Origin of the sequence: Hymenobacter sp. (genome assembly GCF_036387835.1) — a bacterium.
Classification (GTDB): Bacteria; Bacteroidota; Bacteroidia; order Cytophagales; family Hymenobacteraceae; genus Hymenobacter.
The window spans coordinates 66,181-79,789 of the sequence record NZ_DASVSY010000105.1 but is presented as its reverse complement, the minus strand read 5'-3'; the positions used below and the strand labels follow the sequence as shown (position 1 = coordinate 79,789).

Annotated in this window: 10 protein-coding genes; 2 read left to right on the top strand and 8 right to left on the bottom strand. The window is 54.3% G+C overall.

Features of this window, described 5'->3' with window-relative positions; translation table 11 throughout:
• Positions 1-69: 69 nt before the first annotated feature.
• A complete protein-coding gene (locus VF639_RS20140; RefSeq protein WP_331147736.1) occupies positions 70-1,314 on the bottom strand; it encodes an S-adenosylmethionine:tRNA ribosyltransferase-isomerase in 1,245 nt (414 codons plus the stop codon).
• Between the two features lie 139 nt (positions 1,315-1,453).
• Positions 1,454-2,248 (bottom strand): class I SAM-dependent methyltransferase, encoded by a 795-nt coding sequence (locus tag VF639_RS20135; RefSeq protein ID WP_331147735.1) that lies wholly within the window; start codon positions 2,246-2,248, stop codon positions 1,454-1,456.
• 187 nt (positions 2,249-2,435) lie between these two features.
• On the opposite strand from VF639_RS20135, the gene VF639_RS20130 reads away from it, so the two are divergent.
• Positions 2,436-3,047 (top strand): hypothetical protein, encoded by a 612-nt coding sequence (locus VF639_RS20130; protein WP_331147734.1) that lies wholly within the window; start codon positions 2,436-2,438, stop codon positions 3,045-3,047.
• 80 nt (positions 3,048-3,127) lie between these two features.
• Here the strand turns inward: VF639_RS20130 and priA are convergent, their stop codons facing one another.
• The 6 genes from priA to rpsF form a co-directional block, all read right to left on the bottom strand.
• Positions 3,128-5,671, bottom strand: coding sequence for a replication restart helicase PriA (priA, locus tag VF639_RS20125; protein WP_414654771.1), 2,544 nt, complete (start codon positions 5,669-5,671; stop codon positions 3,128-3,130).
• Between the two features lie 128 nt (positions 5,672-5,799).
• On the bottom strand, positions 5,800-7,833 hold the full coding sequence (locus VF639_RS20120; RefSeq protein ID WP_331147732.1) for a thioredoxin domain-containing protein: 2,034 nt from the start codon (positions 7,831-7,833) through the stop codon (positions 5,800-5,802).
• Between the two features lie 65 nt (positions 7,834-7,898).
• Positions 7,899-10,436 (bottom strand): GSCFA domain-containing protein, encoded by a 2,538-nt coding sequence (locus tag VF639_RS20115; RefSeq protein ID WP_331147731.1) that lies wholly within the window; start codon positions 10,434-10,436, stop codon positions 7,899-7,901.
• 243 nt (positions 10,437-10,679) lie between these two features.
• Positions 10,680-11,123, bottom strand: coding sequence for a 50S ribosomal protein L9 (gene rplI, locus VF639_RS20110; RefSeq protein WP_331147730.1), 444 nt, complete (start codon positions 11,121-11,123; stop codon positions 10,680-10,682).
• A 95-nt stretch (positions 11,124-11,218) separates the two neighbouring features.
• On the bottom strand, positions 11,219-11,470 hold the full coding sequence (rpsR, locus tag VF639_RS20105) for a 30S ribosomal protein S18 (RefSeq protein ID WP_022822548.1): 252 nt from the start codon (positions 11,468-11,470) through the stop codon (positions 11,219-11,221).
• An 8-nt stretch (positions 11,471-11,478) separates the two neighbouring features.
• Positions 11,479-11,856, bottom strand: a complete 378-nt coding sequence (rpsF, locus tag VF639_RS20100) for a 30S ribosomal protein S6 (RefSeq protein WP_331147729.1) — start codon at positions 11,854-11,856, stop codon at positions 11,479-11,481.
• Between the two features lie 383 nt (positions 11,857-12,239).
• On the opposite strand from rpsF, the gene VF639_RS20095 reads away from it, so the two are divergent.
• The gene (locus VF639_RS20095) at positions 12,240-13,607 is read left to right on the top strand and encodes a c-type cytochrome (RefSeq protein WP_331147728.1); all 1,368 of its coding nucleotides are present in this window, start codon (positions 12,240-12,242) and stop codon (positions 13,605-13,607) included.
• Positions 13,608-13,609: the final 2 nt, after the last annotated feature.

Sequence of the window (13,609 nt, the reverse complement as noted above, 5' to 3'; positions counted from 1 at the left end):
ATGAAGAAAGCATGAGAAAATAGGACCTAACTATTTTATTTTCAACTTGAATCAGGCAGGATTAAACTGCTACTCCGCATTAGGCAGAAGCAACGAACTATCACCATAGCTCAAGAAGCGGTATTCGTGAGACAAGGCATGATCGTAGACGCGTCGCCAGTCGGGACCAAGTAGCGCGGCTACCAGCAGGAGCAGGGTACTTTCGGGCTGATGGAAGTTGGTAAGCAAGCCCCGTATCATGCGAAACCGGTAGCCAGGAGCAATCAGCAGCTGAGTGGTAGCGTGTAAAGCCTCCAAACCCTGAGCATCTAGGTAGTTCAACAGTGCTTGTAAAGCATCGGTGGCAGGAAGAGTGGAGCCAGGCGCGTAAGGCTGCCACTGTAGCACATGAGGCAGCTTATCAGGGAGGAGCGAATTGCTGGCAGCTTGCACCCCAAGCCAATACAGGCTCTCCAACGTGCGCAAGCTGGTGGTACCTACCGCAACTACGGGCCGCGGATGGTGTGCCAGCAACTGACGCAACACGGCGGCCTGCACCACAAACGGTTCTCCGTGCATGGCGTGGTCGGCCATACGAGCCGCTTTCACGGGCTGAAAAGTGCCGGCTCCTACATGCAGGGTTACGCGAGTCATGGCTACGCCTTGCGCCACGAGGTCGGCCACTACCGCATCAGAAAAGTGCAGACCGGCGGTGGGGGCGGCTACCGCGCCTTCGTGCGCGGCATACACAGTTTGGTAGCGTACAGCGTCAGCTTCGGTGTCCTCCCGGTTGAGGTAAGGAGGCAGCGGCAAGTGACCAGCGCCGCGTAGTACTTCTGCAAAAGGCAGAGTGGCTGGCTGCCAGTTAAACTTGATTAAGGAATAGCCGTCAGTGGCTTCCATACGCTCGGCCGTAAGCGTTGCCGCCTGGCCTTGCGCCGTAAAGTCAAGCAGAATCAAGCCGTTCTTCCAGCGTTTGCCGTTTCCTACCAAGCACTTCCATACGCACTCTCCGGTTTGCTGCATAGCCAACTCAATGGCGCTGTGTGGCGCCACGGGCTCCAAGCAGAACAACTCGATTTGACCCCCGCTCGGCTTGCGGCAAAACAACCGGGCCTGAACAACTTTAGTATCATTGAACACCAACAGCGTATCCTGCGGAAGCTCCGTGGGTAAGCTGCGGAAGGTTTGGTCGGTGATGTGGCCGCCGCGGTACACAAGCAGCCGCGACTGGTCCCGATCGGGTAGGGGCTCAGGCGCAATTCGCTCTGTGGGAAGCGTGTACGTGTAATCTTGGATTGAAAGCAGGCGTGGGTCAGCAACAGGAATCGGCATAACCACAAAGGTAGATTATGAAATCAGCCGGATCAGTCGGCCGCCCCGGATTCTTCGCATTGCTACTAAATAAATACGGTCCGCTAGCTTAGCGGACCGTATTTACTAGGATGAGGTGAGGCTGGAAAGAAGCCTGACGCTACGATTTTCGGAAAATCAGCAAATGCTGCTGCGGTAAGTTCTTGATGTTTTCCACGAACACCATGCCCAAGGCCTCCATTTCCTTGCGGGCTTGGGCTTCAGTCATTTTATGGATGCGCTTGATGGGCACGTTCGGGTCTTCGGCGCGGTACTCGACCAGGGCTACTCGCCCGGTAGGACGCAGCGAGTTGCGAATTGCGCGCATCATTTCACGCGGGTGGTCAAACTCATGGTACGCATCGACAATAAGCACCATGTCCACGCTACCAGTAGGCAGATTGGGATTCTTAACCGTACCTAAAATTGGCTCCACGTTTTGAGCCTTATTGGTTGTCTTATGGTCGCTAAGGTATTTAATCATCTCCGGCTGTATATCGACCGCCAACACCTTGCCCCGTGGCACCAACGGACTGATGCGGAACGTGAAATAGCCCGTACCGGCCCCAATGTCGGCCACTACGTCGGTGGGTTTCAGCTTTAGCTCGCGCAAGAGCACATCGGTTCGTTCTTCTTCCTGTCGGTCGCCACGCTCCAGCCACTCAGCCCCTTCGTGGCCCATAACGTGTGCAATCTGGCGTCCCTGGTAATATTTGCCAATCCCGTTAGGGTCCTGGGGAGCAGCCAAACGGTAGCCGCTCGTGTCGGCGGCCGCATCAGCTTGATCAGGCTGATTGGTTGAAAGGTGTTGTTCTGCCACCATGTCCGGGGAGCTTTCCATCGGAGTTTGGGTGCAGGCTGCGGGAAGCAGAAAAACGGACAGAGTGGAGGCCCGGATAAAAGAGGAGAGAAACATAGGCACGAGTGCAAGTAAATCGTGTTTAAGTAAACATCCTAACTAGTGGAAGCGTTCGGCCATTTCTAAAACCACAACAGCAAAGGACAACTGAATGTAAAAGCAATTTAGCCGACGAATTATCGCCGATTTCCTATTTTGACGCGTACAAATCCTGTTTCCAACTTTCCACAAACTCTTTTAGCTCATGAAGCACCTTTTCAACATTCTGCCTAAGCTGACCATTGTGGCAGCTATTGCCTTGAGTGCCAGTAGTTGCAACCGCGCCGAGTACGCTATGTTGCCCAAGACTACACCCTACCACGCCACCTATGGCACCACAAAGTCGGTGCCTGCGCCAACAGTGGTGAACGAAAAAGCAACTACCAACGAGGTGCCAGCTGCTGAAGCAATTGAAAAAAATGCAGTAGCCACGACCCCGGCCGTAAAAGCTCCCGCTGCTAGCACTAAGCCGACCCCTATTGCTGCAGCGCCATCAGTTGCTAAAGCGCCCAAAGCAGCTGCCAAGCCAGCGCCGCGCAAGGCTAATTTGGTGCAGCGGTTAGCAGTTGCTAAGGTGCTGAAGCAGGTAGACAAAGCCTCTAGCAAGGTTCAAATCAAAAAACATACCGAAACGGCCGGCACAAAAAGATTAGAAGGCAAGCTACGCCAAGGACTCATCCTGATACTAGTAGGCCTACTAGTAGGTTTGTTGGGAGCAATCGGCGGCGTGATTGGCAGCATATTCGCCGTAGTAGGAAGCATTCTCTTCATCATCGGCGTCGTACTCATTATCCTATACTTGCTCGACGAGCTATAAGCGTCAATCCAACTCCCATAGAAAGCCCCGACCGCATGATACGGTTGGGGCTTTTGCTTTTATGAGCCTAAAGAAACTTATTACATCGGGTCGACATCGGCTACGAAGCGGGCTTGCTTGTAGTCTTTCTCGTCTTTTACTGCGTTGATGGCCGCCAGAATATCGGCTTTAGCCGCTTTAAGAACGGTATGCTCGCGGCTGAGCTTGATGGTGATTTCCTGCAAGTAGAAGTTGCGGATGCGGAAGATATAGGGCGCTTCCGGGCCTAGCACCGCCTCCCGGCCTAGTCGGGCTACCAGCTCGCCGGTTAGCAGAATAGCGGCCCGCTCGCAGAGCAGCTGATCCATGTGCTTCACCACTAGCCGAATAACACGCATAAATGGTGGGTAGCCGTGCTCACGCCGCTGCGTGATTTCGTAATCGTAAAATTCCAAGTAATCGTTGCGAATCACCTTGTCGAAGATGATTTGCTGCGGGTCGGCGGTTTGGATGATGACCTTGCCTTTCTTGCCTTTGCGGCCCGCCCGCCCGCTCACCTGCACAAACATCTGGAAGGCCCGCTCGTGCGCCCGAAAGTCGGGGTAATGAATGATGCTGTCGGCGTTAATGATGCCTACTAGGCTCACATTGGCGAAGTCGAGGCCCTTGGTTACCATTTGGGTGCCTACCAGGATGTTGGTTTTCTGCTGCTCGAAGTCGCCGATGATTTGCTGGTAGGAATTCTTGGCGCGGGTGGTGTCGAGGTCCATGCGCTGCACATTGGCGGCGGGCAGCATTACTTTCAGGTCGTCTTCTATCTTCTCGGTACCAAACCCCACGGTTTTGATGTTGCGCGAGCCGCAGGCGGGGCACTCCACCGGCATCCGGTCGTGGTAGCCGCAGTAATGGCAGCGAAGTTCGTGGGCTTGTTTATGGTAGCTCAAACTCACGGCGCAGTTCATGCACTTCGGAATCCAGCCGCAATCCACGCAGTTGATAAAAGGGGAATAGCCGCGCCGGTTCTGGAACAGAATCACCTGCTCCTTGAGGCTAAGCTTGGTTTCCATGGCCGTCAGCAGCTCCGGCGTGAAGTGATTGAGCATCTTCTTCGCCTCCCGGCTCTTGCGGGTATCCACCAGCTCTATTTCCGGCAAGCCAGCTTCGCCAAACCGCTTGGTGAGCGTCACGAGTCCGTAGCGGCCGGTGCGGGTCTGGTAGAAGGTTTCAACGGCGGGCGTGGCTGACCCGAGCAGTGTTTTGGCTCCCTGGAAGTTGGCCATCATCAACGCTACTTCGCGCGCATTGTAGCGCGGGGCCGGGTCGTACTGCTTGTAGCTCGACTCGTGCTCCTCGTCCACAATCACTAAAGCCAAATTATCGAACGGCAGAAATACGGCCGACCGCACGCCAATTACCACCTGAAACCGCCCCGACAGCACCCCGTTCCAAACTTCCACCCGCTCGTTGTCGGAGAATTTCGAGTGATACACGCCCAACCGGGAGCCGAACACGCGCATCAGACGAGTAACGATTTGGGCGGTAAGCGCAATTTCGGGCAGCAGGTACAGCACTTGTCCGCCGCCGTCGAGGGCGTTACGGATGAGGTCGATGTAGATTTCCGTTTTGCCGGCGCCCGTCACGCCGTGTAGCAGCACAATATCCTTGGTATTGAAGAGGCGCATCACCTCGTCGCGGGCCTCGGTTTGGGCCTCGCTCAGGGTGAAATGCATGTTGGCCTGCGTGGCGTCATCGAGCGGAAAGCGCGACACAATCACATCGAATTGCTCTAGCACCCCGTTTTTGACAAGCGTATTGACGGCGGAAGGGGAGAGGTGCGGAGCCGAGGTGAGGTAGGCCTTCTCGATGCCGTTTTGGTTGGTGAATTCGTTTTGGTAGACCGGCACCTTCTGCAAGTAGCGCATGAGCACGTCGAGCTGCTTGGGGCGCGCCGCGAGTTGCGCAAACAAACCTTCCAGTGCCGCTTCGGCCACAAAATGATGCGCCAGCCGCACTTTCTTCACCACCTTCGGAGAATACTTGTCGGCCATGTGCTCGAAAAGAAAGACCACGTCTTTCTGCATCAAGCTCTTAATAACCTTGTGGAACGAGGCAATGCCAAGTAATTCGCCTACTTCTGTGAAGGTCAGTGACTTTCCGTCCTCGCCGGTGCTCAGCGTATCCACAATCTTCTCTTCCTGCTCGCTAAGCGGGTAAGGATTTTCCTCGCGCACAAAAGCCGGATGCAGCTGTACCCGCGACTCAGAGCTGAGCTTCAAGGCCGAGGGCAACGCCGCGTTTATCACCTCGCCTAGGGTGCACATGTAGTAGTCGGCCAGCCAGCGGAACAGCTGTAACTGCGGCTGCGTGACGACGGGTGCATCGTCGATGAACTCGAGAATGTATTTGGCCTGATATTCCTTGGGTGGGGTTTCGTGCACGGCCGCCACAATGCAGCTTAGCGTCCGTTTGGCCCCAAACTGCACAATCACCCGTCCGCCAATCACCACTTGGTCGTTCAACTCGTAGGGGACGCGGTAGGTGTAGAGCTTGGGCAGCGGCAGCGGCAGTATCACGTCGGCAAACAGCGTGACACGGTCGGCAGCGGGTTCCGGCTGCAACTGAACAAAGTCGAACGTAAGACTCAAAGGAAAATCAATCTGGAAGCGGAAGGTAAAGATAACAAGGTGGTGCTTGCGCCGTGCCCCCGCGCCAATAAAATCATCGGGCGAGCAGCTATATAGCTGGCACCAAAACCGGAGACGCTGGCCCGGTACTACATCTGCGTCAGGGCCTCCGCTACGGTGTGCACTGGCTTCTGACAGCTGCGGTTGAAGCACACATAAATGGTGGTTTGTCCGTTGCGTGCTTCTCGGCCTTTAAGCATCGGCAACTCACTACTGCTTGCGGTGCCTGCCAGCACGGCATTAGGCAAATACTCGCGGCTTAGTTGCTGGCGTAAGGTAGCTGCCTCCGGCCCCACAATAGCAATTTCAGCCGTTGGTTTGAGTTGCGTGGCATAGAGCGCAGCCCAATTAGTGAGGTGCTGCGGCTCCTGCACTACCAGCGCCTGAATGCGGCGCAACATGCCCATGGCCAACTCACTGTAGCGGCTGTTTTCGAGGTGCAGGCTTAAGCGGTACAGGTTATGCGCCATAACCGAATTAGAGGCAGGAATTACATTATCAAACAGCTCTTTCTTGCGAGCAATTAGCTTCTCGCCGGTGTCGTCGGTGTAAAAGAACTGTTCTTCCGCCGGGTCGAAAAAGTGGGTTAGCACATATTCGGTCAGGCTTTCAGCTTCGTGTAGCCAGCTTTCTTGGAAGGTTGCTTCGTAGAGGCTGACATATGCTTGGATGACGAGGGCATAATCTTCCAGGAAGCCGCTGATGGAGGCCCGGCCGTTCTTGTAGTTGCGGTAAAGACCGGCACCGTTGCGCAGCTTGTTTTCGATAAACTGCGCGTTCCAAAGCGCCAGCTTCAAAAACTCAGGCTCGGCGAAGGCGCGGTAGGCATCCAACAAACCTTGGAGCATCAGTGCATTCCAGCCCGTCAAAATCTTGTCGTCGAGGCCGGGACGGATGCGTTGGTTGCGGGCTGCCAGCAGCTTGAGCTTCCAGCCTTTCACCAACGCTTCTACAACGTCAGGAGCGAGCTGATGGGCTTCCGCAAAATCGTGGTTGGAAGTACGGCGGTGCAGGATGTTGCGGCCATGCTCCCAATTGCCTACGGCGGTGCAACTGTAGTATTCTGCTGCCAGCGGCTCCTCGTCGTCCAGAATATCACGCAGCTCTTCCCAGGTGAAAACATAGAATTTGCCTTCCTCGCCTTCGCTATCGGCATCAAGGGAAGAATAAAATCCGCCTTCCGGGCTGGTTAACTCTCGTTCCAGAAAGCTGATTGTATCATATACTACCTCCCGGTATAAGTCGTCGTGGGTTACCTGGTAGGCCTCGGCGTACAGGCTTACTAGTTGGCCGTTGTCGTAGAGCATCTTCTCGAAGTGCGGTACCAGCCACTTGGCATCGGTAGAGTAGCGGGCAAAGCCGCCGCCCACTTGGTCGTAGAGGCCACCCCAAGCCATTTCGCGCAGCGTAAGATTGGTTTGGGCCAACACGCGCCGGCTGCCGCTAAGCTGGTAGGTGCGCAGCAAAAAGCGCCAGATACTTGGCATTGGAAACTTCGGTGAGCGGTTCATGCCTCCCAATTCCCGGTCAAACTTATCGGCCAGATTGTATAAGAGCAGCTTAAACTCGTCGGTGGAAAAACCTTCGGCAGAAGCTGGAATACGGTATTTTTCTAGCTCGCTGGCTTGTAGTGCTTGCGCAAACTGCTCGGCCGAAGCATCCAGTTCTTTGCGGTCCTCCGTTTGGTAAGCCCGGCCGATACTGGTTAGTAATTGCTTCCAGTTACCCGGCGAGAAGTAAGTGCCGCCGTAAAATGGTTTGGCTTCCGGGTTCAGAAACACGTTCAGCGGCCAGCCGCCCGGCACCCCCATCGCCTGTAGGGCCTCCATATACACCTGGTCTACATCCGGCCGTTCCTCCCTATCCACCTTGATGCACACGAAATGCTCGTTCATGATGGCCGCAACGCGCGCATCTTCAAATGACTCGCGCTCCATCACGTGGCACCAGTGGCAGGCAGCATAGCCGATACTCACAAGTATCGGCTTCTGTTCAGCTCGGGCCCGGCTCAGCGCTTCCTCGCCCCACGGGTACCAGTCCACGGGATTGTGAGCATGCTGAAGCAAATACGGGCTGGATTCCTGTGCAAGACGGTTGGTAGAAGCGGGCTGCTGGGTGCTCATTGGGAGAAGGAAGCTTGGAAAGACAAAACCCGGCCGCATAGGGCCGGGTTTAAAATCAATTCTAGTTAAGAAGCCTCCGGTGTATCGTCGGGGGCTGCCGGCTTGCGGCGAGAAGGACGAGGCGCCCGTTTAGGTGCTGCCACTGGGGGCTCAGGCGCCGTAGCCACCGGTTTAACTGCCGGCTTCCGTCGGCGCGATGCAGGAGCCGGGGGGGTATCCGGGGCAGCGGCGGGAGCAGGTGGTTCGGTTACCTTTCCTTTTTGCTTTGCCTTGGGAGTGCTGCTAGTGTCCGCTTTGGCTGGTGCCTGCTGTGCAGCGGATGCGGCGGCTGCCTTAGTTTTAGCATTGGCTGGTCTGCGCCGAGGCTTCTTAGGTGCCGAAGCGGCCCGAGCAGGATCTGGCGAGGGTGCTGCTACCGGAGTTTCCGCAACCGGGGCGGCAGCAACTTCTTCGTTGGCTTGAGTAGAAGCGGGGGTATCCTCTACCAGTGCTGCCACCTCGGGTGTCGAATTTTCAGTGACTGATTGAGTTGGAAACTCAACTTCGGCAGGAGGTGGGGGAGAGGCTGGCTCCGAACGAACTGGCTTTTTATTGAGTGTAGCTTGTCCTGAAGCAGTCAACCGACCAGAAGCGCCTGTTCCTTTCGCTGGCGGAACTGGATTAACAACTGGTGGCTGAACTGGCGTTGACGCTGGAGAAGCCAGAGCCTGCGGTTCCACTTGTGCATCAGCGGCAACCGTAACTGGCCCGGCAGGAGTTGCAGCGTCGCCGGAAAGCGGAGCATCCTCCGCCGGTGGTGTTGGCGGTACTACTGTCGACGGCGTCTCTGGCTCTGGTGGAGTTGCATACAAAGTTTTGATGCGCGAATCAGGCCGGCGCGACTTACGTAAGGCGGCAGCACGCACTTCGCTAGCGGAACGGCCTATCCGAACTGGGCGCTGTAAGCCTGGGGTCACAACAGGAACTGCTGGTTCCGTAGCCTCGCTTTGGTCGGCTGCTGGCAGCGGTTCTGGCAAGGAGGCCGTTGGTTGCTCGTTGGAATCTTCCGAAGTAAATGGCTCGTTTGCTTCCGAAGCAGATGGGGTAAGCTCAATCGGTATACCTGTTGCTTCAACAACTGCTTCGGTTAGTTGCTTGCCTCGGCCTTTGCCCCGGCGCGAAGCGCGCTTACGGCGCTCCATAGCTGTTTGCAAAGGCGCATCCGGATTGGGAGCCACGGTAACAGCAGAGGAGGCAGAAGATTCTTCCGCCGCTAAGCTTTCCGCTGCGGTTTCCGATTCTGCCACCAATGTGGCTTCACTCAGAAGAATAGTGGTGCCAGCAGCCAAGGCCGCCGCTTCTTCGGCCAACCGCGCCGCGTGTTTCTTTTTGTTGCGCTTGGCACCTCCTCGGTTGCGGCGCTTTTTCTTGGGTTGAGCAGTTTCTTCCATGGTTTCCGCCATGGACTCTGCTTCACTGATTTCCTCGACCTCTTCTGGTTCTACTTCAACAATGTCGTTTATAGCTTCTATCAGAACGGTGTGCTCTGCTGCTACCACCGGCACAGGTGTAGGCTCATAGCCTATATCTATGCGTTCTTCATCGTCCTCTGGTTTAGGTTCGGGCACCGGTGCGGGTTTTGGAACCGGCAGATTCTCAATCTGCTTCCGGACTTCCAAAATCTCCATGCGCATATCAGCCTGCCGGGCTAGCTTTTCCAGCCGTTCCAACGTGCTAGTCAAAAACTCCCGATGTTCGGGCGCGGCTGGGTGTAGCGGCCGGTGGTTCAAGGCCTGCCGCACTGATTCCCACTCCTTGCGGAACCGGCCAAACTCCACATCAAAATAGGTCCGGGCAAACCGTTTCCATATATAATCTTCCGCCACCGATGAAGGATGCAGCATATCGGCCGCATAAAAGCGGTAGTCACGCAAATCATCCAGGAGTAGCTCATACGCCGGGAAATACGACACGTCGGGCAGCAACTCACTCAGGTAGTGGCAGGCTACCCGCAATACCGACTTGCTTACTGCATTCAGGGGCAGTGTTTCCTTTAAATGACGCACCGGGCTTACTGTTAGCACAAAGCGCAGCTTAGGGTTCCGCAAGCGGAGGTAAGCATGCGTTTCTGCCACAGCATTAATGATTTCGTCGGGCGTCAGTAGTTCTTTACTAAATTTCTCGGCCGGTACTTTGTGGCAGTTGCTTACCAGTTCATCGGTTTCTTTCAGCCGATGAACCCAAGCCGTACCAAGCGTTAACACCACCACATCGGCTGTGGCCAAAAATACGCCTGTGTCGCGGGCTAATTGCTGAATCATCTGGAGCAATTCCACGGGTGAGTCAGCTCCAAAATTTGCGTGCAGATCATAGCTCTGCCAACGACCCCGCGCTTCTACCAGGTGCTGCTGCCAATCCATATCCTCGCCAACCGCCGCTCTCAGCAATTTGCAGGCTGAAACAGGGTTGAATAAAGTGCCAAAAGGATTAACCAGCGTTTGTACTTTGGTTTCTGTGAGCCGACTACCAATGGTGTCGGAAAAACAGGAGCCAATAGTTAGCACGCGTGCCGAGAGAGGCAACTGGTACGAAGCAGGAGTAAGGGGTAATTCAGTGCGGAACATTCCAAACAGATACGGCAAAAATCAGCCAACGGACAGGCAACCTACTCAACATCGCTCGTTCAGCCAAAAGGTGGCCTGTCGAAGCATCATTCAAGTAACAAAAGGGCTGTCATTATTTCAGCCCCCACTTCTGTAACAAGCCAACTAAGCAGAAACAGTAAAACAAACTGCGTTGTCGGTTAATAAAACAATCAAAAAAGCCCGGCTGTCGAAACAGTCGGGCTTTTTCTTAACTGGAACAGCTTACTCAGCTACCACGTTGAAACGCACTTTGTGCTTTACTTCGCGGTGCAGGTCCACGGTAGCAGTGTACTCACCTACCGAGCTAGGCTCTTGGTCGAACGAGAGGCGCTTGCGCTCCACATCGATACCTTTTGCCTTTAAAGCTTCAGCGAGCTGAAGCGTAGTTACACGGCCGAAAATCTTGCCGCTCTCACCCACCTTGGCGGGAATGTCGAGCACTACATCGCCAATCTTATCAGCAATGGCTTGTGCATCACCTTTAACTTTATCAGCCTTGTGAGCAGCCTGACGGATGTTTTCAGCGACAATTTTCTTGTTGGTCTTATCGGCTAGAATAGCCAATCCTTGCGGGAGCAGATAGTTGCGACCGTAACCGGGCTTCACCTTTACGGTGTCGTTCTTGTAGCCCAGGCCCTTTACGTCGTCTTTCAGAATTACTTCCATGATTTTTTAATTGTTGATTGACAACTGCTGATTGTTGCTTATTGATAGAATAGCTGAGCTATTAAACAATCAACAATTCAGCAACTAACAATCATCTATTTCAAAGAGTCAGTTACGTAGGGCATGAGAGCCAAGTGACGAGCTTTCGCTACGGCTTGGGCTACTTTACGCTGGAATTTCAAGCTGGTGCCGGTGATGCGGCGGGGCAGAATGCGGCCCTGCTCGTTCACAAACTTCAGCAGGAAGTTCGGGTCCTTGTAATCAACATACTTGATACCGTTCTTCTTGAAACGGCAGTACTTCTTGCGGGTATCCTGCTTGTGGATACGTTCGTTGGCGAGGCTCATGGTCTAAATTACTGGGCTACGGCTTCCGATTGTTTCTGAGCTTTCTGCTGGTTCATCTCCCCGTTACGACGGCGCTGGCTGTACGCTACAGCGTGCTTGTCCAGAACAGTAGTGAGGAAGCGGATGATTCGCTCGTCCCGACGGAAAGCGAGTTCCAACGTGTCCACGATGTTACCCGAGCCACTGAACTCCACGAGGAAGTAGTAGCCCGTATTTTTTTTCTGAATTGGATATGCCAATTTTTTTAGGCCCCAAGCTTCAGTGTTGATGATGTCGGCGCCATTTTCCTTAAGCACCTGCGAGAACTTCTCGACCGTCTCTTGCACTTGACCCTCGTTCAACACGGGAGTCAGAATGAAGACCGTCTCGTAATTTCTTACTTCCATTACGACGGGGTAGAATTTAAAATGTGAAAATTAATGAGCCGGCAAAGATACGACTTTTCCGTTGTGGCTCTCTTCCTCGGTAACAAAATATTTAAGGAAAGACAGTTCTTAACAATTTGGGCATCAGGAAGCAAACCTTCGCGGCGTAGAATGGGTTAGCTAGATAGCAAGTTGCTGTGGCTGGTAGAATGAGGGAAACCGGAGATAGACTGCTTGGTGACACCTGTAGTAATAAGGTGTGTAAATCGCTTTTTAGAATGCTTCTAAGCAAACTTAGATAGGCGAGAATTAGCCCAGTTGGGTTTGTTCTCTACGATTCCTGACCTACATTTGTGGCCTTGAAGCACCCCCTCGCGTTTCTTTCCTTATAGTAAAATTGTGCTATGAATAGCATTCGCTTTCGTTCCTTACCTCACCTCTTTCTTGCTCTGTTCCTGACCTTTGCCGCCGTTAACACTGTTTCGGCGCAAGGGGAAGTCGGTGCGGCTCCGGCCGTAAGCAAGGACGGGGTAACTCCTGGCAGTTCAAATGCCGGAACACCTGCCGCCGCGGCCGCGCCCGCCGCAGGAGCAACTCCTGGTGCCGGTGGCGGTGACGCCGCCGCTATTGCCGCTGGTGACGCCCTCTTCAAAAACAACTGTGCCCAATGCCACGCCGTGAATGAGGTCGTAGTGGGTCCAGCACTGGGAGGCATTACCAAGCGTCGTCCAATCTCTTGGCTGATTCCTTGGATCAAGAACTCCAGCAAAGTGGTAGCCAGCGGCGACGAGTATGCTGTGAAGCTCTACAATCAGTACCAGAAGCAGCAGATGCCTAGCTTCCAACTGTCTGATCAGGAAATCACTTCTATCGTGGCCTGGGTAACTTCACAGGAAGGCCAGACCGCACAAGTTAATGCTAACCCCACTGGCAAAGATGCAGGTACTGACACCAAACTCGGTGAAGGCGGTGCAGACCAAGGTGGTGGTGCCGGTCAGTATGCCGACATTCTGTTGATCGTGTTGGTGGTAGTACTGATTGTGCTGGTGGTGACGCTCGTTATCATTGCCAACATCATGAAAGATGTGCTGCGTGGTCGGAAAGACCTCGACGGCCGCGACATTGAAGTTCTGGAGCAGCGTTTCGACTGGAGCAAGCTGTACAAGTCTTCGGCTATCCGCATTGGGGCCGGGGTGGTGTTCACGCTCGTCTTATTATACGAGTCGGTGCAGGGAGCCATGGGTATTGGCTTGATGCAAGGTTACCAGCCTACGCAGCCTATTGCCTTCTCGCATAAGCTGCACGCCGGCGAACACCAGATCAACTGCGCCTATTGCCACACGTCGGTTTACAAAAGCAAGTCAGCTAACATTCCATCGGCTAACATCTGTATGAACTGCCACTCGCAGATCAAGACCGAGTCGCAGGAAATCAAGAAAATCTACCGGGCCATTGAGCGTAAGCAGCCAATTCAGTGGGTGCGGGTACACAACTTGCCGGACCTGGCTTACTTCAACCACTCACAGCACACGCAAGTGGGCGGTATTCAGTGCCAGACTTGCCACGGTCCGATCCAGAACATGGAAGTAGTGTATCAGTATTCGCCGCTGACCATGGGCTGGTGCATTAACTGCCACCGCGAAACCCCGCTTAACACCAAAGGCAACGCTTACTACAACAACTTGGTGAAGTTGCACGACCAAGCTAACGGAGGCGCTCCTTTCACTGTATCATCGAACGGTGGTACGGAATGCTCGAAGTGCCACTACTAAGC

What these genes read in the sequence shown, in the direction of transcription:
- VF639_RS20115 (WP_331147731.1), bottom strand. Translation starts at nt 10,436, where the DNA reads ATGTTCCGCACTGAATTACCCCTTACTCCTGCTTCGTACCAGTTGCCT.
- VF639_RS20135 (WP_331147735.1), bottom strand. Translation starts at nt 2,248, where the DNA reads ATGTTTCTCTCCTCTTTTATCCGGGCCTCCACTCTGTCCGTTTTTCTG.
- rplI (WP_331147730.1), bottom strand. Translation starts at nt 11,123, where the DNA reads ATGGAAGTAATTCTGAAAGACGACGTAAAGGGCCTGGGCTACAAGAAC.
- rpsR (WP_022822548.1), bottom strand. Translation starts at nt 11,470, where the DNA reads ATGAGCCTCGCCAACGAACGTATCCACAAGCAGGATACCCGCAAGAAG.
- VF639_RS20095 (WP_331147728.1), top strand. Translation starts at nt 12,240, where the DNA reads ATGAATAGCATTCGCTTTCGTTCCTTACCTCACCTCTTTCTTGCTCTG.
- rpsF (WP_331147729.1), bottom strand. Translation starts at nt 11,856, where the DNA reads ATGGAAGTAAGAAATTACGAGACGGTCTTCATTCTGACTCCCGTGTTG.
- VF639_RS20120 (WP_331147732.1), bottom strand. Translation starts at nt 7,833, where the DNA reads ATGAGCACCCAGCAGCCCGCTTCTACCAACCGTCTTGCACAGGAATCC.
- VF639_RS20130 (WP_331147734.1), top strand. Translation starts at nt 2,436, where the DNA reads ATGAAGCACCTTTTCAACATTCTGCCTAAGCTGACCATTGTGGCAGCT.
- VF639_RS20140 (WP_331147736.1), bottom strand. Translation starts at nt 1,314, where the DNA reads ATGCCGATTCCTGTTGCTGACCCACGCCTGCTTTCAATCCAAGATTAC.